The following is a 24988-nucleotide window of genomic DNA, read 5'->3' as shown; positions in this document are numbered from 1 at the left end:
GGGCAGAAGGCGTATATATGGTCTTTTGTCAGAGTGGAGCTTTGACGTTGTGGGGAGAGAAATCACTCATGTATTTAAGACAGGACACCCGTCCCGTAAAAGTAGGGAACTTGACAATTGGCGGCAGTAACGAGGTTATTATTCAGAGTATGTGTACAACCAAAACAGCAGACGTTGAAGCGACAGTTGCAGAGATTTTGCGATTGGAAGAAGCTGGATGCCAAGTGGTGCGTGTAACAGTGAATAATGAGGAAGCTGCAGCAGCGATTAAGGAAATCAAGAAGCAGATTCATATCCCGCTTGTAGCTGATATTCATTTTAACTACAAGCTCGCTTTGCTTGCCATCGAGAATGGCATTGATAAAGTTCGGATCAATCCGGGCAACATCGGTAAACGTGCCAAAGTAGAAGAGGTTGTCAAAGCGTGCAAAGAAAAAGGTATTCCGATTCGGATCGGGGTAAACGCGGGTTCACTAGAGAACCATCTCCTTGAAAAGTATGGCTATCCTACAGCGGATGCTATGGTCGAAAGTGCGTTGTTCCACATTGGCATTCTGGAAGAACTTGATTTCCACGATATCATTGTGTCACTTAAAGCATCCGATGTACCAATGGCTATCGAAGCTTATACAAAGGCAGCTCAGATTATTCCTTATCCGTTGCACCTTGGCATCACTGAGGCAGGAACACTGTTCTCGGGCACAATTAAAAGTTCTGCGGGTATGGGCGCACTTCTTTCTATGGGGATTGGTTCCACGATGCGTATCTCGCTTAGTGCCGACCCGGTAGAAGAGATTAAGGTTGCACGTGATCTGCTCAAAACCTTTGGCCTGATTTCTAATGCGGCTACACTGATCTCTTGCCCAACTTGCGGGCGTCTTGATATCGATCTTTTCTCCATCGCCAACGAAGTGGAAGAGTATATCTCTAAACTTAAGGTGCCGATCAAGGTGTCTGTGTTGGGTTGTGCGGTAAATGGTCCAGGCGAAGCAAAAGAAGCGGATATCGGCATTGCTGGTGCCCGTGGAGAAGGGCTTTTATTCCGTCATGGACAAATGATTCGTAAAGTGCCGGAAGAGATCATGGTAGAAGAATTGAAAAAAGAAATCGATAAAATTGTCGAAGCATATGAAGAAACAGGTGTCATCCCTGGACGTTCGCACTAATCTTATAATGTACAATTGTTCCGAAATGAATTGGATCTTATCTTATTCAAGCGATAGTGTTATGTTTAAATAGGTGAAATATGAAGGCCCGCCATACTTGGCGGGCTTTTTGCATGGCTACATACAAATTCTCTGATACAAAATCCTCTTCTTCCGTTTACGTCTCGTTGAAAAGGCTATACTACCAAGTATTAGCATGATCACAGATGAGATGAAAGACAGAACAGGAGGATGTTGAAATATGGGTGACTTGGGCATGGTATTCATGTTGATACAGTTATTTTTTGGCGTGGTAATCGGGTTATACTTCTGGAACTTGCTTCGGGGCCAGAAAACAAACCGTACTGCCGTTGAGCGTGAATCAAAGAAAGAATTGGAGAAGCTTCGCAAGCTGCGTTCTATCTCACTAACCAAGCCACTGGCGGAGAAGACACGTCCGGCTACCATTAACGATATTGTCGGGCAGAAAGATGGACTTCGTGCACTCAAAGCAGCATTATGCAGTGCTAATCCCCAGCATGTGATTATATACGGCCCGCCAGGAGTGGGGAAAACGGCTGCTGCAAGGGTCGTGCTGGAAGAGGCGAAAAAAAATCCGACCTCTCCATTCAAAGCCGATGCCAAATTTACAGAGCTGGATGCGACAACGGCTCGTTTTGATGAGCGAGGTATCGCTGATCCGCTAATTGGTTCTGTCCATGATCCGATCTATCAGGGAGCAGGAGCCATGGGCGTGGCGGGTATCCCTCAACCGAAGCCGGGTGCGGTAACCAAAGCGCATGGCGGTATGCTTTTTATTGATGAAATCGGAGAATTACATTCTATCCAGATGAATAAGCTGTTGAAAGTACTGGAGGACCGCAAAGTCTTTTTGGAAAGTGCGTACTATAACTCGGAAGATACGCATACTCCTGCTTATATCCATGATATTTTCCAGAATGGGTTGCCGGCCGATTTTCGTCTTGTTGGAGCGACGACACGTTCCCCGCATGAGCTTCCCCCAGCTTTACGTTCACGGTGTATGGAAGTTTACTTCCGTCCATTGTTACCTGAGGAGATCGGGGGAATTGCGGAAGATGCGGTACAGAAAATCGGGTTCAGCCCTTGCCCGGATGCCGTAGATGTGGTCAAGCGATATGCGACTAATGGACGCGAAGCAGTCAACATCATTCAGCTGGCTGCTGGACTCGCGCTTACCGAAAAGCGCGAGACACTTCAGGCTTCCGATGTAGAGTGGGTTGCGGGGAGCAGTCAGATTCAGCCAAGGCCAGATCGCAAGGTTCCTTCGAAACCGCAGGTCGGTTTTGTCAATGGGCTTGCCGTCTACGGACCAAACATGGGCACGATTCTGGAGATTGAGGTATCAGCTGTTCCTACTCCGAAAGAGCAAGGCCGCATCAATATCACAGGTGTCGTGGATGAGGAAGAGATTGGAGGCGGTTCCCGTACACTCAGGCGGAAAAGTATGGCGAAAGGCTCGGTTGAAAATGTGTTAACCGTATTAAAAGCTATGGGTATCCGCACGAGTGATTACGATTTACATGTGAATTTCCCGGGAGGTACGCCAATCGATGGGCCATCGGCCGGAATTGCTATGGCGACAGCGATTACTTCAGCCATTCAAGGACTCACTGTAGACCATGAGTTGGCGATGACGGGCGAGATTAGTATCCACGGTCGTGTTAAGCCGATTGGAGGCGTGCTGGCGAAGGTGGAGGCAGCTTTCCAGGCTGGGGCGAAGACGGTCATTATACCGGCGGAAAACTGGCAGTCCATTTTTGACAATCTAGATGGTTTGCGGGTGATTCCTGTAGATACGGTTCAGGATGTGTTCCGCGAAGTCTTTGGCTGGGAGCCGGGGGCGCAACAAGTGGAGCAGCAGCTGGCGGCAGAAGAGACTGTGACACCGAAACCGGAGATTTTCCCACCGGCCTCCGCCTCTTTCTTAAGGGCAGAGTCACCTCGTCAAGGGCGAGTTACAGATTCGGGGAGCTGCTAAGCGCTTCCCTTCATTGGTTTTTTATGTGAACATTTGATAGAATAATGGATGACTACAACCTGAGAGCCATTGGAGGTGCGAAAGCGATGGGACCGAGCAAAGCGAAAGGTCGTCGTTTTCCTTTACTGCCTTTAAGAGGACTTCTCGTCTACCCGAGTATGGTGCTGCATCTCGATGTGGGCCGGGAGAAATCGGTCAAGGCTTTAGAAAAAGCGATGGTAGAAGAACATTTGATTCTCCTATGTTCCCAAGCCGAGGTAAATATTGAGGAACCTACACGAGAGGATATATTCCGCATTGGAACCGTAGCTAAGGTAAGACAGATGTTGAAGCTGCCCAACGGAACGATTCGAGTACTTGTGGAAGGCTTGGAACGGGCTGAAATTATTGAATATACGGACAACGAAGAATATTACGAGGTACTGGCGCAAGAGCTGCCTGAGGAAGAGAATACCCATCCAGAGACAGATGCCCTCATGCGTACCGTTCTGAACCAGTTCGAGAATTATATCAATTTGTCCAAAAAAGTAACGCCTGAAACTCTGGCCGCGGTGTCCGATATCGAAGAACCGGGGCGTCTTGCGGACGTGATTACAAGCCATCTGTCCTTGAAGATCAAGGACAAACAGGAAATTCTGGAGACCATCGACGTTCGGGAACGTTTGGAGAAACTGCTGGACATCCTGAATAATGAGCGTGAAGTGCTGGAGCTTGAACGCAAGATCAGCCAACGTGTGAAGAAACAGATGGAGAAAACCCAGAAAGAGTACTATTTGCGTGAGCAGATGAAGGCGATCCAGAAGGAACTCGGTGAAAAAGAGGGCCGTGCTGGCGAAGTGGAAGAACTTCGTAATCAGATGGAAAGTCTCGGCCTGCCGGACAAGGTGAAAGAGAAGGTCGAGAAAGAGATTGATCGACTGGAGAAAATGCCGGCAAGCTCTGCCGAGGGCGGCGTCATCCGTAACTATGTGGATTGGCTGTTAGCTTTACCTTGGAGCCAGATGACGGATGATGATCTCGATATTCAAAAGGCTGAAGAGGTGCTTAACGCAGATCACTATGGTCTCGAGAAACCCAAAGAGCGTGTACTGGAGTATCTGGCCGTGCAGAAGCTTGTCAAAAAGCTTAAAGGCCCGATCCTCTGTCTCGTTGGCCCGCCAGGGGTAGGTAAAACCTCTCTTGCCCGTTCCATCGCCAGATCGCTGGGGCGGGAGTTTGTCCGTATCTCGCTCGGGGGCGTACGGGATGAAGCAGAGATTCGTGGACACCGTCGTACCTACGTAGGTGCGATGCCTGGTCGGATTATTCAAGGCATGAAAACAGCAGGATCACTTAATCCTGTATTTTTGCTCGATGAGATCGACAAGATGGCTTCCGACTTCCGCGGAGATCCTTCCGCTGCATTGCTAGAGGTGCTTGATCCAGAGCAGAACAATACGTTTAGTGATCACTTTGTAGAGCTGCCTTTTGACTTATCCAACGTTATGTTTATAACTACAGCGAACACGGTGCACAACATTCCGCGTCCGCTATTAGACCGTATGGAAATGCTGAATATTCCAGGTTATACCGAGCTGGAGAAGTTGCAAATATCCAAAAACTATTTGCTGCCCAAACAGAAGAAGGATCACGGTCTGGAAGAAGATCAACTGGAAGTTCCGGAGGACAGCCTGCTTAAAGTTATTCGCGAGTATACACGTGAATCAGGTGTGCGGAATTTGGAACAGCAAATGGCATCGCTCTGCCGGAAAGCAGCTAAAAATATCGTATCCGGTGCTGAGGGCCAGATTGTGATCTTGCCAGATGATGTTAAGGACTATCTCGGTCCGGGCAAATTCCGCTATGGCATGGCTGAGCTGGAAGATCAGATTGGTACCGTAACAGGGCTTGCATGGACTGAGGTCGGCGGAGACACGCTTGTGATCGAAGTAACCGTGGTGCCGGGAACGGGCAAGCTGACCCTTACAGGTAAGCTGGGAGACGTGATGAAAGAATCTGCTCAGGCGGCTTTCAGTTATACACGTTCGAAAGCTGCACAGCTGGGCATTGCTTCGGATTTTCATGAGAAAAACGACATTCACATCCACGTACCGGAAGGGGCTATCCCTAAAGATGGCCCATCTGCCGGTATTACGATGGCAACGGCCTTGATCTCGGCTCTGACGAATAAACATGTGTCCAAAGACATTGCCATGACTGGTGAAATTACGCTGCGCGGACGGGTGCTGCCGATTGGCGGTTTGAAAGAAAAGTCACTGGCGGCCCACCGTGCGGGTTACAAAAAAATATTATTGCCTAAGGATAACGAACGAGATCTGCGCGACATTCCAGACAGTATCAAGGAAGATGTGGAATTTGTGCCAGTAGCTCATATGGATCAGGTGTTGCAACATGCTCTAGTGGAGCAGGCGGGCATTCATCTGTAATCTACACGTGTCCGCAGGGATCGTATGGAGAGTAGACCGTTCTGCGGAAGCTTCGGCGTCCGCTGGAACGGTTTTTTTGCTATAATCTGTTGTGAGTTGGTCAAAATCGTCTTTTTTCGAGTACAATCGATGTTTTTTGGGTACAGGAGAAGTTTTTTTTGATATGATAGAAGGTATGATGGCATAATACGGGATGAAAATGTAATCGTTATGCTCGCAAGACAGGTGTTCAAGAGAGGAAAGATGCAATTTGAAAGTCAATCAATCTGAGTTTATTATTAGTGCCGTTCGGCCTGAACAATATCCAGATGATGGCCTGCCGGAGATTGCCCTGGCGGGGCGCTCCAACGTGGGTAAGTCATCACTGATCAACCGTTTGATCAGCCGTAAAAATCTGGCGCGTACAAGTGCTACGCCGGGTAAAACCCAGCAACTTAATTATTATAAGATCAATCAGGATCTGTATTTCGTCGATTTTCCGGGTTATGGATACGCCAAAGTATCCAAAGAGCAGCGTTTTGCCTGGGGTAAGATGATGGAGAAGTATTTGCTGCAACGTGATGAATTAAAACTCGTCATGCAGATGGTGGACATGAGACATGAGCCGTCCAAGGATGACAAAATGATGAATGAATGGCTGCGCCATCACGGTTTGCCACTGGTCGTTGTGGCTACAAAGATGGACAAGATTCCTAAGACTCGCAGAGCAAAACATATTAAAGTCATCAAAGAAGCACTGGGCCTTCGCTCAGGTGACTTGTTTGTCCCTTTTTCATCCGAGGAAGGTTTGGGCAAGGAAGAGCTTTGGGACATTATTACTCGCCATGCCCGGATAGACAAATACGCACCAGTTGAAGAAGAGGCCGATAACGAGAGCGGAGCAACTGTTCAAACAACTGAAGATAACAATCACTAACCTAAAATATTTGAAATACACATCATGTTTCCCGCACCTAGATAGTCATGGAATGATTCCATGGCTATTTGTTATAAGCAGTCTTGAATCGGCTTGCAAAGTCTTCGTTTTCTCAAATGTTCATCGTTCCTATTCAATAACGCATAACGGTGAACATTGGTGAGACACTACAATAAATGACAATGCATATGATAATCATCATGTGGATTTCATAAACATTTCATAAAAATGGGCGAGTGGTGGACTTGATGTGTGATATAATTAACTATGTCATTCTGAATTGGATAGAGATATACAGTAAACACTTTGATTGGAAATTTATTAGGCAGGTGAACTTGCAATGCACATCGTTGTTGTTGGTTTGAATTATCGCACGGCGCCTGTAGAGGTCAGAGAACGATTCACATTTGCAGAAAAGGACTTGTCTGAAGCGCTGCAGCAGCTCAAGCTGACCAAGAGTGTATTGGAAGGTGTAATCGTAGCCACTTGTAATCGTACGGAATTGTACGTTGTGGTCGACCGTCTTCACATGTGCGGTTATTTTATAAGAACATTCATGGAGCAATGGTTTAACGTTCCACGGGAAGAATTTACGCAACACTTATATATATATGAGGATGATCAGGCCATGCGCCATCTGTTCCGGGTCATTTGCGGGCTGGATTCGATGGTCATTGGAGAGACTCAGATTCTCGGCCAAGTGAAACAGGCTTTTTTCAAAGCACAAGAAGAGAAAGCGACCGGAACTTGGTTTAACAAATTGTTTAAACAGGCAGTTACCTTGGGCAAGCGGGCGCATTCGGAGACTTCCATCGGGGAGAGTGCCGTTTCTGTCAGCTATGCTGCGGTTGAACTGGGCAAGCGGATTTTTGGTATGTTCACAGACAAGAAGGTGCTTATCTTAGGTGCCGGCAAAATGAGTGAACTTACAGTTAAACATCTGTATGCCAACGGGGCATCTGAAGTTATTGTGGCCAATCGGACGCTCGCCAGAGCCGAGGAGTTGGCCAGCAAGTTCCGAGGAACGCCGTGTACGATGGAGCAGGCCCTTACTAGACTGAGCGAAGTAGACATTGTCATCAGTTCTACAGGAGCAGAACGTTATATTCTTGATGCAGGAATCGTTCGGGAAAGCATGAAGCGCCGGCAAGCACGTCCGCTGTTCCTGATTGATATTGCCGTACCGCGCGATATTGATCCGGCGATTGGCGAAATCTCTAACGTATTTCTCTACGATATCGATGATCTTGAAGGTATTGTGGAGAGCAATCTGGAGATGCGTAAGGTGGAAGCTGCGAAGATTGAGAGAATGATTGAGCTGGAGATGGAAGATTATTACCAGTGGCTTAGAACACTCGGCGTTCGTCCGGTTATTCGGGCTTTGCAGGAGAAGGGTGTATCCATTCACGAAGAAACGATGGATAGTCTGTTCAACAAGCTGCCAGAGCTGGATGAGCATCAACGTAAAGTCATTCGTCGTTTGACCAAGAGTATTGTGAATCAAATGACAACAGATCCGATCAACCGAATCAAAGAAATGGCAGGTACGAAGCAAGGTGATGAAGCACTGCGCATGTTTACGCAGATTTTCGCGCTGGAGGATGCAGTGGAGATGGCTGCTGAAAAAGTGAATCAGAGTGATGCAACAGCTCTGGGCAAACCAGCGATTCACCTGAACGAAAACCGGCAAGAACCCGTGTCGGCTTATGTTCCGGCAGGCGTATAAGGCAGGTGGGCAGCTTGACCCTTGCTGAACAAGTCTATGAAGCTTTAATTTATATGTATGCCCTGAGCCTACTGTTCTATTTCTCGGACTGCATTCGACGCAATGTGGGGGCGAAGCGGACAGGCACAGGGTTTCTTATTGTTGTTTGGGGATTACAGGTAACCCATGTGATTCTGCGGATGTGGATGGAAGGTCATTTCCCGATCTACACTACATTTGATTTTCTGTTTATTTTCTCTTTTAGCATCGTATTGATGTCATTGATTATGACCCGGGTTCAGCGTTCGGAATTTGTCATTCTGCTGCTCAACGTTGTTGGCTTTTCGGTGACGGTGCTGAACCGACTATGGTTTACAGCAGGGGAAATTTCACTGCATAACTGGCAGACGGTTCATGGGTTGTTGATTATGCACATTACGCTAGCAAACCTGGGATTCGCGGCTTTAACGGTTGCTTCAGTGTTTGCTCTGCTATATCTATTTCTTCATCACAAGTTGAAAAACAAAAAATGGAATGATACGGTGCGGCGTCTGCCGAGCCTAGAGGTCATTGGCAAATACATGGATGGTGCAACATTGATTGGGACGCCTCTTCTAGGGGTATCCGTTGTGCTGGCTGTGTTGTCGATCGTGGCGGAAAGACGATGGCATCTACTGCTAGATCTGAAGGTGATTGCAACAGGTCTGGCCATTGCCATCTATGTTGGATATTTTGTCGTGAAGAGAAGAAAGCAGTTTTCAATGATGGTTATGTCCAGATGGACATTAATTGGATATGCACTTGTCATCATCAGCTTTTTATCCAATGCGTATTCGGCGTTTCATCGCTGGACGGGAGAGTGAAGAGTATGGAACACTACACGCCGATTTATGTCAATATTTCAGATAAATCCGTCTTCGTGATCGGCGGTGGACGTGTTGCTGAGCGTAAAGTGAAGGGGTTGTTGCAGACTGAAGCCCGAATCACGGTGGTTAGCCCTGTGCTTACGTCTGCTCTCGAACAATTGCATCAGGAATCCCGAATCGAGTGGATAGCCCGGTCCTACCGCAATGGTGATTTGCGGGGGGCCTTTCTCGTATATGCAGCAACGGACGATCAGCATGTTAACCGTGCTGTAGTTCTAGAGGCTGAGGCGGGGGCAATGCTAGTGAATGATGCGATGTCTTCCGGCAATAGCAGCTTTATTACGCCGAGTGTGGTCAGACGAGGGCGGTTAAGCATCGCTATCTCGACAGCTGGTGCAGGTCCTGCGGCGGCAGCCGAGATTCGTGCTTTGCTTGAACAGCAGTTTGGAGATGAATACGAGACGTATCTTGATTTTTTACACCAGATGAGAATGGAGATCAAGTCCCGTGGACTGTCTCCAGTTGCGAGAAGAACATTGCTACGGCGTCTGACGGAAATGGATATGCTGGATAGGATACGTGCGGGGCAGTTTGAGTGGTGGACCGAAGAAGAAATCGGGAACTGGATATCCCGTAATCAGGAGGAAATGTAGATATGCGTACAATTAAAGTGGGCAGTAGACAAAGTGCTCTGGCGTTAACACAGACCGGATATGTGATTCAAGATTTACGTGATATTTGTAAGCGGGAAGGTTTAGCTTTTGACTTTGAGGTACATAAGATCGTGACAAAGGGAGACCTCATTCTGGATGTTACGTTGTCCAAAGTAGGCGGTAAAGGGTTATTTGTCAAAGAAATCGAACAGGCGATGCTTGACCATACCATTGATATGGCTGTGCACAGTATGAAGGACATGCCTTCCGAGCTTCCAGAAGGTCTCGTGAACGGTGCAGTTCCCCGGCGGGCAGATCCTCGGGATGCGCTTGTATCTCGTGGCGGCCTTACACTGGATCAATTGCCAGAGGGTGCACGGGTTGGGACAAGCAGTCTGCGCAGATCAAGCCAGTTGAAAGCCTATCGCCCAGACCTGCAACTGGAATCTATCCGAGGCAATATTGACTCACGCCTGCGGAAGCTTGAGTCCGAAGGATTGGACGCCATTATTTTGGCAGCAGCAGGCTTGTATCGGATGGGCTGGGAGGATCGGATTACGGAATATTTGTCTGAGGAAGCCTGCCTTCCGGCTGTTGGCCAAGGGGCTCTTGGCATTGAGTGCCGTGAAGATGATGAGGAATTACTACATCTGCTATCTCTCTATAACGATCCGGCAACAGCTTCGCCAGTCATGGCAGAGCGCCGTTTCCTGAGCGTGTTAAACGGAGGTTGTCAGGTACCGATTGGTGCACATGCGGTGTGGATTCCGGAAGATGCAGATTCCCTGAACAGTGAAAACAAGTTACAATTAACGGGTATGGTTGGTACGCCGGATGGCGGACTGATTTTGAAGGAAACGTTGAGTGGTAAAGATCCGGTTCGCCTTGGAGAAGAAGTGGCTTGGAGATTAATTGATCGCGGGGCTGAACAGATACTGGCAGAAGTTAGGGGATGAAGGCATGGCGGGGAAAGTCTTTTTGGTAGGTGCGGGTCCTGGAGATGCAAGACTGATTACGGTAAAAGGGTGGGAGAGCATCGGCAAGGCAGACGCCGTTGTTTATGATCGGCTCGCAAGTCCACGATTGCTGAAACTAATGAAACCCGGTGCAGTTAAAATTTATGTGGGGAAACGACCGGACCGACATACGATGAAACAGGAAGAGATTAACCAGCTACTTGTCGATCTGGCCCTTGAAGGCAAAGTGGTTGTGCGTTTGAAAGGCGGAGATCCGACGATATTCGGACGGGTAGGGGAAGAAGCAGAATTGCTGCACAAAAACGGTATTCCGTTTGAGATTGTACCAGGTGTAACCGCGGCAATCAGCGTGCCTGCGTATGCAGGTATTCCGGTGACACACCGGGATTATGCTTCCTCCATCTCGATTATTACCGGACATGAGAGCCCCGACAAACTGGATCGCAGTATTCATTGGGATAAAGTAACGAATGCAACGGGCACACTGGTATTTATGATGGGTGTTGCCAAAATTGGTTATATTAGCGAGCAGCTTATTCGTCATGGTCGTCCAGCTAGCACACCCGTGGCGCTTGTACGTTGGGGAACTCGGGCAGAACAGGATACGATCACGGGAACGCTGGAGGATATCGAAGCCAAAGTCATTGCGGCAAATTTTCAGCCACCAGCCGTAATCGTCGTTGGAGATGTAGTCAAACAGCGGGAGCAATTGAAATGGGCAGAGGTGCTGCCGCTGTTTGGTAAACGAATTCTGGTTACCCGTGCCCGCAGTCAGGCAAGTGAACTGGTGAATCGTATTGAAGAACTCGGTGGTGAACCCTATGAGTTCCCGGTCATTGAAACGGTTATGCCGTCCAGCGAATCTTCCAAACAAAGTGTCAAAGATGCGCTGCATGCGTTAAATACATTTGATTGGGTCTTTTTCACAAGTGTCAATGGTGTGGAGTTTTTCTTCCGTCATCTGGAAAACGAAGGCAAGGACATTCGCTCGCTTCATCTGGCCAGAATCGCAGCAGTGGGACCATCGACGGCAGAAGCGCTGCGCAAGCACGGGATCGCGCCTGAAGTTGTTAAAGGGCCTTTTCAAGCAGAAGGCATGCTCGAAGCGTTTGAAAGTGAGTTGAAGTCAGGCCAGAAGGTGTTGATCCCTCACGGTGATCTCGCGCGGTCTTGGTTACCGGAGCAGTTGAAAGAGCGAGGATTGCACGTTACCGAGGCAATCATATATGATACCATCCTTGCGGGTGAAGAGGATGATGAATTACTCAAACTGCTTGAAGAGGGCGGTATCCATGCGGTGACCTTTACAAGCTCATCTACGGTGAAGAACTTCATGAAGATGCTGAAACGAATGGGTGTGGAAGATCCGTTGCCGCTACTAAAAGGAGTAGAGGTTGCGTGTATAGGGCCAGTTACCGCTAAGACCGCAGAGGCTGCCGGGCTGGAGGTTACTCTTATGGCGAAGGAAGCCACGATGACCAGCCTGATCGATGTTTTATGTGAATGGAAACGAGCTGCCGCAAGTGTTGGTAGCAATTAAGCTGGACTAGCTGTGCTTAAACTTATGAAGCGTGCTGAATTCGTGAAGAACCGGCGCGCTTCCCTTTTTGCCAATGAAATTCAGGGAGGTAATGATAAATGGGTTTTCCAATCGTACGTCATCGCCGGTTACGTCAATCGGTAGGCATCCGCAATATGGTGAGAGAGACACACTTGACTGTGGATGATTTTATTCAACCGATCTACGTCACATACGGTAAAAATGTAAAGTCTGAGATTAAATCAATGCCAGGCGTATTCCGTTTCTCGCTGGATCGTCTACAGGAAGAAGTCAAAGAAATTGCTGAACTGGGTATACCGGCTGTACTGTTGTTCGGTATTCCGGAAACAAAAGACAGTGTAGGTTCATCCGGTTTTGCAGAGGATGGCATTGTGCAGGAAGCAACGAGATTGATCAAATCCTGGTATCCCGAGCTGTTGGTGATTGCAGACACTTGCCTATGTGAATTCACCGACCATGGTCACTGCGGCATGGTGCATACTACGGAGATTAATGGACATATCTGCGGTGATGTTCTGAATGACGAGTCTTTGGAGTTGCTGGTGAAAACGGCAGTATCGCAAGCTAAGGCAGGCGCAGATATTATTGCACCATCGAATATGATGGACGGTTTTGTGCAAGCGATTCGTGCAGGCCTGGATGAGAATGGTTTTAACCATATTCCGATCATGTCTTATTCCGTTAAGTATGCTTCAGCATTCTACGGACCATTTCGTGAAGCAGCAGATTCCACACCGCAATTCGGGGATCGAAAATCCTATCAGATGGACCCGGCAAATGCTCGGGAAGCACTACGCGAAGCTGAAACGGACGTGCTGGAAGGGGCAGACATGTTGATGGTCAAACCATCATTGTCCTATCTCGATATTATGCGGACCATCAAGGATCAGTTTGATCTTCCGCTCGTGGCTTACAATGTAAGCGGAGAGTACGCAATGGTGAAGGCGGCCGCAATTCAAGGATGGATTGATGAAAAAAAGGTGGCTATGGAAATCCTGCTCAGTATGAAACGTGCCGGGGCAGATATGATTATTACGTATTATGCCAAAGATGCATCCCGCTGGCTGGCTGAAAAGTAAATTTAATTTAAGGAGGATGTTCATGACTGCACAACAAGGCAATCGTCGCAATGATGAGCGCTCACGCAGCGCATTTGAGGAAGCCAAACAGTACATACCTGGGGGAGTGAACAGTCCGGTTCGGGCGTTCAAATCGGTCGGACTCACGCCGATCTATGTCGAGCGTGGGGAGGGCTCCAAAATCTACGATATTGATGGCAATGTGTTCATTGATTACGTAGGTTCATGGGGCCCGCTGATTATGGGACATGCTCATCCTGAAGTTGTAGAGGCACTCCGGCAGACAGCCCTGAAAGGCACGAGCTTTGGTGCGCCAACCCTGCTTGAGACGGAAATGGCAAAAATCGTGTGTGAGCGTGTGCCATCCATTGATATCGTGCGCATGGTGAATTCCGGTACGGAAGCAACGATGAGCGCCATTCGCTTGGCTCGTGGGGTAACTGGACGCAGTAAAATTTTGAAATTTGAAGGCTCCTATCATGGACATGCAGACAGCTTGCTTATCAAAGCTGGATCGGGAGTAGCTACGCTGGGATTGCCGGACAGCCCAGGAGTACCTGAAGGGGTGGCATTGAACACCATCACGGTTCCTTACAATGATTTGCAGTCCGTGCGTCTGGCCTTTGAAAAATTTGGAGAAGAGATTGCGGCTGTAATCGTCGAACCGGTTGCTGGCAATATGGGTGTCGTGCCTCCCGCTACTGGTTTTCTGGAAGGATTGCGCAGTGTCACTAAGGAGTATGGAAGCTTGTTGATCTTTGACGAAGTCATGACGGGGTTCCGTGTAGGGCTTAACTGTGCACAGGGCCGATTTGGGGTTACACCGGATCTGACATGTTTGGGTAAAGTTATCGGCGGTGGTCTTCCTGTAGGAGCATATGGCGGTCGCCGAGATTTGATGGAACAGGTTGCGCCTACAGGCCCAATCTATCAGGCTGGTACATTAAGTGGTAATCCGCTCGCAATGGCGGCAGGTTATACGACGCTGAAGCTTTTGACGCCGGAAGTATATGATCGTCTGGAGATGTTGTCTGCACGTTTGCAAGCGGGATTCGAAAAAAATGCAACAGAAGCAGGCGTTGCGGTGACGATCAACCGTGTCGGTTCAATGGTATGTCCATTCTTCAGTGACGTGCCGGTAACGAACTATGATATTGCGAAGGAAAGCAATCTGGATCAGTTCCGCCGTTATTTTGCAGCGATGATTGATCATGGAGTTAGCGTGGCGCCTTCCCAGTATGAAGGGATGTTTGTGTCCGGTGTGCATACAGAGCAGGATATTGAGGATACCATCGAGGCTAACCGTAAGGCTTTGCAATCGCTATGAGTATAAAAAGCTGGAAACGTCGCGGTCAATGGCTTGAACTGATGCCAGGCAAGGCGGTGACTGGAAAAGAGGACAGACAAGCTGCTGCTGAACAGTGGCTCCTGTCTGAACTCGAGTTCCCGGAGAAGCTACTGCGTCAGCTCAAGGCAACCGAGGGAGTACAGCTAGCAGGGGACCGGCTTCGGCTGGCCCTTTTTGCTGTGCAGCCGTTAGATGTGGAGCCACGTTGGACTGATCTGGATGTGTTGTACGAAGATGATTTCTGCCTCGTTGTGCACAAACCAGCTGGGATGAAGCTTCACCCGGATGGCAGTCGTGAAGAACAGACCATAACGCTGGATCATGCGGTGGCTTCGCACTACCAGATGAATGGAATCGAGACCCGTGTGCGTCATGTTCATCGTCTGGATGAAGATACGACCGGCCCTGTTTTATATGCCAAAAATGCTTTTGCGCTCGCCAAACTTGATGAAGCGATGCGCCGCAAAGCCATCCATCGTCAGTATGTTGCTATTGCAGGCGGCCAAATAGCGAGTGATATTCGCAAGATTGATGCGCCGATCGGCAAGGACAGACATCATAAGCAACGCAGACGTGTCTCTGAAGCGGGACAGGATGCGGTCACTCATGTGGACATCGTAAACGTATGGGACAGGGCAACACTCGTACGTCTGAAGCTAGAAACGGGGCGTACACATCAGATTCGCGTGCACCTCAGCTATGCTGGTCACCCTCTGATCGGTGACAAATTGTATGGGGGACGTTCTGACATCATTGGCAGGCAGGCATTGCATGGCGAAGTGCTCAGCTTTAAGCATCCTCTAACGGGAGCCTTAATTGAAGTACAAGACCCGTGGCCAGCGGATTTTGAACAATTGGCAGCGAGGGAGAGTCATAGCGTAGAAGGACAGACCTGATATAGCAGGTCTGTTTTTTTAATTCTTGCTTCTTCATTCTCCAAAATGGATGAAACCAGAACGGGCTTTTTCAACAAAGGTGGCATGCCCACCCCGGTTCAGGCATATAGATGGGTAACGAAGGATTGGACCATGGATCAGTCCCATGAGAAGGATCATGGTGAACATATGCCGAAAGGAGGACGCCACCTTTGTTGAATCAACCTTATGGTTTACGGTTCGATATTTATGAGCGCGTTCATTTGTCTGAGGGAGTGCCGGCTATTGAGGAACTAGAGGAAATTGAATTATATCCCCGCATTCAAGTGATTGGACAGGATGACCATGCTACCTTGAGGGGGCATCTGCTGCTTACAGGAACGTACCGAGGAGAGAGCGAAGATTCAGAGGAGTTAAAACATTTTATTCCTGTCGAGATTACCGTGCCATTGAACAGGGTGAGATCCATTGATGACATTTCAATTGAGATTGAGAATTTTGATGTAGACCTGTTATCTAGCCGGAGTTTGAATATTACAGGTGTATTGTCTTTGCGAGGTATTGAAGGTTTCCCGGTAGAGGAGCCACAAGTGTGGTCGGCCGACGAATTCACGGTTGTTCATTCTCCCGAAGTTCAGCCTGACAGCAGGGAGAGCGAACTGGGTCAGACAGATTATTCCGAGTTGTCGGAACAATCCGGGTTGCGTAATGAAGAGCAAGAGCTGGCGAATGCAGCTGAGCTTGCTGCGTACGGTTCCCCAGAATCTGCTGATTTGTCTCTGAGAGTTGAAGAGCAATCGGGGTATGAAGAGCTCTCGCAAGCCTACGGGAACCAGGCAACAGCCGAGCCGTTGACATCTGATGCTGCTCCTTTGGAAGAACCGGATGAAAATAGACAGCCTGATTCGGGTGAGGGAATTCTACCATCACAAGCATCGAATGAAATGATTGAAGCCCCTTCTCCAATCTCATCGTTCATGGCCGAAACGGCTGATAGATTGGCTTCTTATCCAGAATCCGAGCCATTGCTTCCGATAGAGGATGAAGCTTCGACATGGCCCGAACCTTCGGTAAATCATGCACCTGAGAGTTCAGGATCATGGAGTCCAGATCCGTCCGTGCAGGCCCGTTCTGAAACAACATCGAAGCCACTTGAGGAGACTGCACCTGATGTATGGCACTTTGAAGAAGCTCGGTCCGTGGGCTCACAAGCAGAGCAATTGATTTCGAATGCTCCAGTACAGGCTCAGCCGGAGAACTGGCAAGATGTATTTGCGACATCCGAAGCGGCTCAGTCAGAAGAGGAACGGCCATCTGTATCGGAAGAGGCTGCCGAAGAAGGAGCTCTTTTACAGAACGAGGGGACTGTTCCTGAACCGATCGCTGAGACGGAAGACAAGCCGGAACTGAAGGTTGCTTTTGGTAGTAAGAAGGAATCGTCACGAAGAGAAGAAGAGGGCGTGGGCATTTCTTCTCTGTTGTCTTCGGGCCGTGCTGTCCGTGAAGGTGAGGGCGAGCGCAGCGAGGAAATTTCAGATGGAGTCGTTCCGGAAGAGGATAGTCAGGCAGAAGATGTGGAATGGAAAAATCTGTTTCTGGGTACGATTGTGGATCAGACGCCTTTCCGCAAAGTCAAGCTGTGCATCGTACAGCGCGAAGAAACGCTCGATGCTATTGCAGACAGGTACCAGCTTAGCACCAGAGAGCTTCAGTTATATAATCGATTGACCGAACAGGTTGTTGAAGAAGGACAGATTCTATATATCCCTTAGTCATCCAAGTGAGGGAACCGTAGTTTAAGCTGCCCGTAATCCTTTGTCAGGATTACGGGTTTTGCTTGTTTTTCTACATTTCGCCTGTACAATAGTCTGGTTCCGCTGTTGCCAGGTTGACTATCAGGCACGAGCAAGGTATGATGTGTTTAGGTTTTTTTGAATAATGACGTGGATCGGGAGTAGTAGACAGTATGACCTTTCAGAGAGTGGGATCGATACGCTGTGAGATTCCGCAGGAACCAACTGATCGAAGTCGCCCGGGAGTTGCCTGTTTGAGTACTTGAGGTGGATGTGTTAATTCATTAACCTCGGAGGTAGGATGGGCCGGTCGCAGCCGTTATCTGCTTGAAGTGTCACGCCAGATACAGAGGGTAGATGGTTATCCTGCTGTCAGCGTGAAACAAAGGTGGTACCGCGAAAGCTAACCTTTCGTCCTTTGATGGATGAAAGGTTTTTTTTGTTTTTTTTACCCTAATAATGAGTTTAGGGGCTAAGATGAAGATGAAGTAACGGAGGAATGACACATGTCTGAACAAAAAAATGTAACAACCGAAATGCCGACAACATACGATCCGAAGGCGGCAGAAGACAAATGGTACTCCACCTGGACGGAGCGCGGGTATTTCCAAGCGGGTAAACGCAAGGATGCTGAGCCGTTTACCATTGTAATTCCACCCCCAAACGTAACGGGGATGCTTCACATTGGGCATGCGCTTGACTTCACCTTGCAGGATATCCTTATTCGCACAAAGCGGATGCAGGGATACGATGCACTTTGGCTGCCAGGCTCTGACCATGCAGGGATCGCGACCCAAACGAAGGTAGAGCAGAAGCTGCGTGAAGAGGGATTGACGCGGTACGATCTGGGACGGGAGAAGTTTCTGGAGAAAGTATGGGACTGGAAAGACCAGTACGCTACGACCATTCGTCAGCAATGGGGTAAAATGGGACTATCGCTGGATTATTCGCGTGAACGTTTTACACTGGATGAAGGTCTGTCCAAAGCGGTGCGTAAAGTGTTTGTGCAATTGTATGAAAAAGGCCTCATTTACAGAGGTAAACGCATTATCAACTGGGATCCGGTAAACCGTACGGCGCTCTCCGACATTGAGGTTGAATATAAAGAAGTTCAGGGGCATCTCTACCATCTGCGTTATCCGCTCAAAGACGGAAGTGGTCACATTACTGTGGCAACGACACGTCCGGAAACAATGCTGGGTGATACCGCCGTTGCTGTGCATCCTAAGGATGAGCGTTATGCTGACATGATCGGCAAAACCCTTGTGTTGCCAATCATTGGACGTGAAATTCCGGTTATTGCAGATGATTACGTAGATAAAGAGTTCGGCAGTGGCGCTGTGAAGATTACTCCCGCACATGATCCGAATGACTTTGAAGTAGGTCTTCGTCATAATCTACCACAGATTACAGTGATGGATGAGACCGGAACGATGAATGCTGAAGCAGGCAAATATCAGGGACTAGATCGCAGTGATTGCCGCAAACAAATTGTGGCTGATCTGAAAGAACTGGGTGTTTTAATTAACATTGAAGACCACATGCATCAGGTTGGACATAGTGAACGTACGGGGGCGGTTGTAGAGCCTTATCTGTCCACGCAATGGTTTGTTGAGATGAAACCTCTCGCAGAGAGAGCGATTCAGAAACAAAAAAGTGGAGACGGTGTAAACTTTGTACCTGAACGTTTTGAAAAAACGTATTTGAACTGGATTGAAAATGTTCGTGACTGGTGTATTTCACGTCAGCTTTGGTGGGGACATCGTATTCCTGCTTGGTACGACGAAGAGACAGGTGAGATTATTGTCACTGCTGAAGACCCAACCACGATGCCTGAATATGCAGGACGCAAGCTGAAACAGGATGAAGATGTCCTGGATACATGGTTCAGCTCTGCGCTCTGGCCTTTCTCCACACTGGGATGGCCGGAAGAAACCGAAGATTTGCAGCGTTATTACCCAACGAATGTGCTTGTAACCGGATATGACATCATTTATTTCTGGGTGTCCCGCATGATCTTTACTGCACTGGAATTCACCGATGAAATTCCGTTCAAGGATGTGCTGATGCATGGTCTTGTACGTGACGCAGATGGACGAAAAATGTCCAAATCTCTTGGTAACGGTGTAGACCCGCTGGATGTTATCGAGAAGTATGGTGCAGATGCAATGCGTTACATGATCTCGACCAGCAGTACGCCAGGACAGGATTTGCGTTTCCGCTGGGAGCGGGTGGAACAGGCACGAAACTTTGCCAACAAAATCTGGAACGCTTCCCGTTTTGCATTGATGAACCTGGAAGGGTTCACTTACGATGAACGTGACATCAGCGGTGAGCTCGGAACAGCGGATTATTGGATTTTGCACCGCCTGAACGAAACTTCCCGTGATATTACGCGTCTAATCGATGCGTATGAATTTGGGGAAACAGGCCGCGTATTGTACAACTTTATCTGGGATGATCTATGTGACTGGTATATCGAATTCGCCAAGTTGTCATTCTACGGAGAAGATCCGGTTGCGAAGAAGAAAACACAATCAGTTCTGGCCTACGTGCTGGATCAGACGATGCGCCTGATTCATCCGTTCATGCCTTATATCTCCGAAGAGATCTGGCAACATCTGCCTCATGATGGGGAGACGATTACACTCGCTTCCTGGCCGGTATACGACCCTGCGCTGGAGAATCCGGAAGCTGTTGCCGAGATGAACTTGTTGATGGATACCATTCGCGCCGTTCGGAACATTCGTGCCGAAGTGAATGTGCCGATGAGCAAAAAGATCGAATTAATGGTCAAAGCGAACAGTGATGAAACGTCCAGCATTATTGAACGCAACAGTCATTACATCAAACGCTTCTGTAACACATCCGAATTCGAGAGTGGATTGGATCTGAGTTCACCAGAAAAAGCCATGACAGCGATCATCACGGGAGCAGAATTGTACTTGCCGCTAGCAGGTCTGATAGATATTGAACAAGAAGTAGCTCGTCTGGAGAAAGAACTTCAGAATCTCGAAGGTGAAGTGCTCCGCGTGGAGAAAAAACTGGCGAACGAAGGTTTCGTAGCAAAGGCTCCCGCTAAAGTCATTGAGGAAGAACGTGCCAAACAAGCGGATTATTCCGATAAACGGGATAAAGTCATCGCACGGATCAAAGAGCTGAAGGGTTAATATCCAAAGGGTCGGATGGATTGCTTGCTGCGCCATCCGGCTGCTTTTTTCAATCTTCAATCAAACACAGAGAACCGAAGGTGAATCAGATGACGGAATTAAACGGAACAGATACAGCAACTCCTTTACAAACGTACGATGAGGCCGTGGACTGGATCAATGGCCTTATTCCTTTTGGTATCAGGCCAGGTTTGGACCGAATCGAGAGTTTGATGTCAGAGCTTGGCAATCCGCATCAACGGCTCAAATTCATTCATGTCGCGGGAACGAACGGTAAAGGTTCGACTTGCGCTTTTTTGACGTCAGTGCTGCTTCAAGCGGGATATGATGTTGGAACGTATACATCACCTTATATCACCAAGTTTACAAATCGTTTTCAATATAACGGTGAAGATATCCCAGAAGAAACGTTGTTAAAATTGTCGAACCGCTTACGTCCACTCGTGATGAAGATGGCTTCTACGCCGCTGGGTTCACCGACGATGTTTGAAGTGTCGACGGCTTTGGCTCTGCTTTATTATGCTGAAGAGTGTTACCCGGATATTGTAGTATGGGAGACTGGGCTGGGGGGAAGGATGGACGTAACGAATATTGTTACTCCAGTCGTGTCCGTCATCACTAATATCGGTATGGATCATACGGATTTGCTTGGAGATACCATCGAACAGATTGCACGGGAAAAGGCAGGCATTATTAAGCCTGGTGTACCTGTTGTGACCTGTGCGGTACAGCCCGAAGCCGTAAAGGTCATTCAGGAGCGAGCGAAGCAGCTAAAATCAACAGTGTATCTGGCTGGAAATCAATTTTCCTACCGCAGACTGGATAGCAGCAAGGAGGGGCAAAGCCTTCATTTTTCCGGCCCATTCCGTGATTTGAACATTCACATTCATATGCAAGGTATATATCAATGTGATAATGCTGTAGCCGCATTAATGTCTCTCGAGTTACTAAGACAATATATGGCATTTATGCTGGATGAAGACGATATTAAACTTGGGTTTAAAAATGCCTTCTGGGCGGGTAGATTTGAGAAAGTCACTGAAAATCCTCTGATTGTACTTGATGGTGCTCATAATCCCGAAGGGGCAGAATCACTTGCCAAGAGCATTATCGACGTATATCCCCAAAAAAAGTTAATTTTGATGATGGGTATGCTGGCGAATAAGCATCACGAAGCATATTTGCAGCATATACTGCCACTAGTGGATACGCTGATCCTGACCGAGCCAGATTTCCGCCGTAAAATGGCTGCAACCGAATTGTTGCAGATTGTCGAACGGGTACGTCCCGCCATTGCGAAGCAGGAACTGGATATCATTGTCGAGCCTGATTGGGCAAAGGCACTTGATTTATTGAAGTCACGGACGGAAGCGGAGGATCTGGGGGTGGTTTCCGGCACGCTTTATCTGATTGCGGACGTGCGGGCAGCCCTTTTGCATCAAACCGATTCTGAAAAAGGTTGGTGAAAGTTTTGTTAAACACATCGGAACACGTTCATTTTATAGGGATTGGCGGTTATGGCATGAGTGCCATCGCCCGGGTTATGCTGGAGATGGGATATACCGTTACCGGATCGGATGTCGCTTCACAGGAGTTGACGGAGAAGTTGGCAGCCAAAGGGGCGAAAATATATATTGGACATACCGCAGAGCATGTGAATGGAGCAGATCTGGTAGTCTACTCTACAGCAGCTCCTGCGGATAACGTGGAGCGTGTCGCTGCTGAGCAGCTAAACATACCTATTCTTCACCGCGCGCAGATGTTAGCGCGTTTGTTAAACGAGCGCAAAGGCGTGGCCGTAGCTGGGGCGCATGGCAAAACGACCACTTCTTCCATGATTGCGCTGGTTATGGAGCAATGTGATACAGATCCGACCTATATTATTGGTGGAGAGATCATGAATTTAGGTACGAATGCCAAAGCAGGGCAAGGCGAGTGGGTTGTTGCGGAAGCGGACGAGAGCGACGGCTCCTTTTTGCAATACCATCCTTGGCTCGGCATCGTAACGAACATTGAAGCTGACCATCTGGAAAATTACAATAGTGACTTTGAGGAGCTCAAAAAAGCCTATGTACAGTTTCTGAGTCAGATTCGTCCAGAGGGTACAGCGATTGTGTGCGCTGATGATGAAAATGTGCAGGCCATTTTGCCGCATCTTAAATCCCGCATTACCACTTATGGCATTGATCAGGCCGCGGATTATACGGCTACAGATATCGTACTTGGGGACCGACGCATCTCCTTCACCATGAATCATCAGGGAAGTGCAATGGGAACAGTAGAGTTGTCAGTGCCAGGTAAACACAACGTCTATAATGCGATGGCTACAGTGATTACCTGTCTCGAAGCAGGCATTCCGTTTGAGAAGATTACAGCGGCTATCGTGCAATTCCATGGGGCTAAACGCAGATTCCAAGTGCTGGGTGAAGCGCGTGACATGCTGATCATTGACGACTATGCTCATCATCCTACGGAAATAGAAGCTACGATCAGTGCGGCGAAAGCAACCGGCAAACGTATTATTGCCGTATTCCAACCGCAGCGTTATACACGCACATTTTTCCTGCTAGATGCGTTCAGTCGGGCTTTTGCCGAGGCGGATGAGGTTCTGATTACCGATATCTACTCTCCTGCTGGCGAAAAGCAAATTGAAGGAGTGCATTCGGCTAGACTGGTTGAACTAATTGTGCAGAATAGCAATGCTACAGCAAGATACTTGCCTACCAAAGAGGAAGTTGTCGCTGACCTCCAGCCAAGGCTGCAACCAGGTGATCTTGTGCTTACAATGGGTGCAGGGGATATTTGGAAAGTGGGCGACACACTCGCCAAAGGTTTGAAATAACTGTTTAATTTTCAAAAAAATATTCAAGGTTGAACTCAGAAGATTAGAAATGCGGAAGATAACCGCTACTCACTAATTTATTCTGTCAACAGGTTCGCCTTGTCAATGTGAAGTTCTGTTTATATCGTACTCAAAACGTCTGTCTTCTTCATGAAGCAGGCGTTTTTTTGTTGTCACATACATGAGTGGATTACATGCAGGAAGTGATTTTTACCGATTCATGGAATATTGTCCTCATTGCAAGCATATAGCTGATATAAATGGGACAAAGGAGAGGGTACGGGTGAGCAATGCCAGAATGACGTTTCGCTTCGGAGATCAAGAGTCGGACAAGCCGGACAGCGGGGAGACGCCGACATCCAGTCCACTGGTCACAAGCAACGAAGAATTATCTAATGCATTCCAACCCCAGCGAAATTCTGAACCAGACACAAACCATATGACAGTACCATCATGGACAGCGGAGGACATGCCTGTGGACTGGGGAGGAACGATTCTGGCAGATGCTTCCCGTTCTGGATCGGATCGTTTGAAGTACACGGATTCGCTGAACTACCGGAATTCGGATCCGGAATTGGATTTTGCTCCTCGTACAACCGATGTAGACTCTCCCTCAAAGCAGAATGAGCAGTATGATCCCTATGAGTCTGAGCGAAGTCACGATCTGGATCAAGGACATAACTGGATGGTCGAAACAGAGAACTATTCATATAAACGAAATCGCCCTCCCAAAGGTTGGAAGATGATTGGGTCTATTTCAGGGGCATTGGTTACCGGAGCTTTGTTTGGGATGGTTATTTTGTCCTTCTTTAACAAGGAGAGCATGGTAAAACCGGATGAGATGCTTCCTGTGAATCAGACCGTTTCTGTTGAAACAGATCAGAAGGGGAGTGCTGGAACAGCAGGACAACTCGGAATTCCCTCAGTGGGCGGTACATATTATGCATTGCAATACGGGGTGTTCAGTTCCCCGGAACGAGCGGAGCAAGCGAAGCTTGAACTCACTCAAGCAGGTATCGCTGCTGGTTCAGATCCGGAAGATGGCAATCGTATCTATGCAGGCATCTCTGCTGATCGCGAGGAGGCCAAGCTTCTTAGTACCAGACTAAAGTCCCAGGGAGTTGAATTGTACGTAAAAGAGATCGTTAACCCGGAAATAAATCCGGCGATTTTCGGTAACAAACAGGAGGATGTCGCTCTTTTCTTCAACAGCAGCTCGGCTCTTGTCGATCAGTTATCAACCCTGTCGATCCAGCAACTGGGTCAATCGGTGCAAGCGGCTATTGTACCGGATATGATGGCGGCCCTACAGACTCAGCATCAAACATGGATGACTGGGATAAAGAGCCTCATGCCAGGAATGGCAGCCGATGTGCAACCGGTGATGTCCAACATGGAGAAATCCATGAACAGCGCTATAACAGCAGTGACCGAATATAACAAAAATCCAGATGTCGTTCACATGTGGGCAGTCCAGTCGGATTTGATGGAGTATGTGTTGCAACAGAAAAAGTGGCTTGAGTCGATTAAGCAATAAGAGAATCTCTTTCCCATAACAACGCCTTTAACTCCCTATCCGGCAAGGAACTGGAAATAGTTCCCCCTGCCGGAT

At 48.2% G+C, this 24988-nt stretch carries 17 protein-coding genes and 1 other annotated feature; all 17 genes read left to right on the top strand.

The annotated features are described in order from the left end of the window. Positions 1-68 precede the first annotated feature (68 nt). Positions 69-1166, top strand: coding sequence for a flavodoxin-dependent (E)-4-hydroxy-3-methylbut-2-enyl-diphosphate synthase (gene ispG, locus AC1VYS_RS22540; protein WP_482911546.1), 1098 nt, complete (start codon positions 69-71; stop codon positions 1164-1166). 241 nt (positions 1167-1407) lie between these two features. After that, the gene (gene lonB, locus AC1VYS_RS22535) at positions 1408-3165 is read left to right on the top strand and encodes an ATP-dependent protease LonB (protein WP_482911545.1); all 1758 of its coding nucleotides are present in this window, start codon (positions 1408-1410) and stop codon (positions 3163-3165) included. An 86-nt stretch (positions 3166-3251) separates the two neighbouring features. Then, on the top strand, positions 3252-5591 hold the full coding sequence (lon, locus tag AC1VYS_RS22530; RefSeq protein WP_482911544.1) for an endopeptidase La: 2340 nt from the start codon (positions 3252-3254) through the stop codon (positions 5589-5591). Between the two features lie 250 nt (positions 5592-5841). Next, on the top strand, positions 5842-6507 hold the full coding sequence (gene yihA / locus AC1VYS_RS22525) for a ribosome biogenesis GTP-binding protein YihA/YsxC (protein ID WP_482911543.1): 666 nt from the start codon (positions 5842-5844) through the stop codon (positions 6505-6507). A gap of 340 nt (positions 6508-6847) precedes the next feature. After that, on the top strand, positions 6848-8233 hold the full coding sequence (gene hemA / locus AC1VYS_RS22520; RefSeq protein WP_482911542.1) for a glutamyl-tRNA reductase: 1386 nt from the start codon (positions 6848-6850) through the stop codon (positions 8231-8233). Positions 8234-8247: 14 nt separating this feature from the next. Continuing rightward, a complete protein-coding gene (gene ccsA, locus AC1VYS_RS22515; protein WP_482915094.1) occupies positions 8248-9075 on the top strand; it encodes a cytochrome c biogenesis protein CcsA in 828 nt (275 codons plus the stop codon). 5 nt (positions 9076-9080) lie between these two features. Continuing rightward, positions 9081-9731, top strand: coding sequence for a precorrin-2 dehydrogenase/sirohydrochlorin ferrochelatase family protein (locus tag AC1VYS_RS22510; RefSeq protein ID WP_482911541.1), 651 nt, complete (start codon positions 9081-9083; stop codon positions 9729-9731). A gap of 2 nt (positions 9732-9733) precedes the next feature. After that, positions 9734-10687, top strand: coding sequence for a hydroxymethylbilane synthase (hemC, locus tag AC1VYS_RS22505; protein ID WP_482911540.1), 954 nt, complete (start codon positions 9734-9736; stop codon positions 10685-10687). A 4-nt stretch (positions 10688-10691) separates the two neighbouring features. Next, the gene (gene cobA, locus AC1VYS_RS22500; RefSeq protein WP_482911539.1) at positions 10692-12248 is read left to right on the top strand and encodes a uroporphyrinogen-III C-methyltransferase; all 1557 of its coding nucleotides are present in this window, start codon (positions 10692-10694) and stop codon (positions 12246-12248) included. Positions 12249-12346: 98 nt separating this feature from the next. Beyond that, on the top strand, positions 12347-13348 hold the full coding sequence (hemB, locus tag AC1VYS_RS22495; RefSeq protein WP_482911538.1) for a porphobilinogen synthase: 1002 nt from the start codon (positions 12347-12349) through the stop codon (positions 13346-13348). Positions 13349-13370: 22 nt separating this feature from the next. Further along, positions 13371-14675 carry a glutamate-1-semialdehyde 2,1-aminomutase gene (gene hemL / locus AC1VYS_RS22490; RefSeq protein ID WP_482911537.1) on the top strand — a complete coding sequence of 435 codons (1305 nt, stop codon included), beginning with the start codon at positions 13371-13373 and terminating at the stop codon, positions 14673-14675. After that, complete coding sequence (locus AC1VYS_RS22485; RefSeq protein WP_482911536.1) at positions 14672-15592, top strand: RluA family pseudouridine synthase; 921 nt, start codon at positions 14672-14674, stop codon at positions 15590-15592. The genes hemL and AC1VYS_RS22485 overlap by 4 nt, the downstream gene beginning before the upstream one ends. A gap of 191 nt (positions 15593-15783) precedes the next feature. After that, the gene (locus AC1VYS_RS22480) at positions 15784-17343 is read left to right on the top strand and encodes a LysM peptidoglycan-binding domain-containing protein (protein WP_482911535.1); all 1560 of its coding nucleotides are present in this window, start codon (positions 15784-15786) and stop codon (positions 17341-17343) included. Positions 17344-17506: 163 nt separating this feature from the next. Then, positions 17507-17786: a binding site (T-box leader), on the top strand. An 84-nt stretch (positions 17787-17870) separates the two neighbouring features. Then, positions 17871-20534: a valine--tRNA ligase gene (locus AC1VYS_RS22475; RefSeq protein ID WP_482911534.1), complete on the top strand. Its 2664-nt coding sequence runs from the start codon at positions 17871-17873 to the stop codon at positions 20532-20534. Between the two features lie 89 nt (positions 20535-20623). Beyond that, positions 20624-22000 carry a bifunctional folylpolyglutamate synthase/dihydrofolate synthase gene (locus AC1VYS_RS22470; RefSeq protein WP_482911533.1) on the top strand — a complete coding sequence of 459 codons (1377 nt, stop codon included), beginning with the start codon at positions 20624-20626 and terminating at the stop codon, positions 21998-22000. Positions 22001-22056: 56 nt separating this feature from the next. Beyond that, positions 22057-23376, top strand: coding sequence for a UDP-N-acetylmuramate--L-alanine ligase (gene murC, locus AC1VYS_RS22465; RefSeq protein ID WP_441930875.1), 1320 nt, complete (start codon positions 22057-22059; stop codon positions 23374-23376). A 283-nt stretch (positions 23377-23659) separates the two neighbouring features. Then, positions 23660-24913 carry an SPOR domain-containing protein gene (locus tag AC1VYS_RS22460; protein WP_482911532.1) on the top strand — a complete coding sequence of 418 codons (1254 nt, stop codon included), beginning with the start codon at positions 23660-23662 and terminating at the stop codon, positions 24911-24913. The last annotated feature ends 75 nt before the right edge of the window (positions 24914-24988 follow it).

Source organism: Paenibacillus sp. G34, from assembly GCF_056856875.1.
The sequence above is the reverse complement of the archived record's forward strand: the minus strand, read 5'-3'. Positions and strand labels throughout refer to the sequence as shown.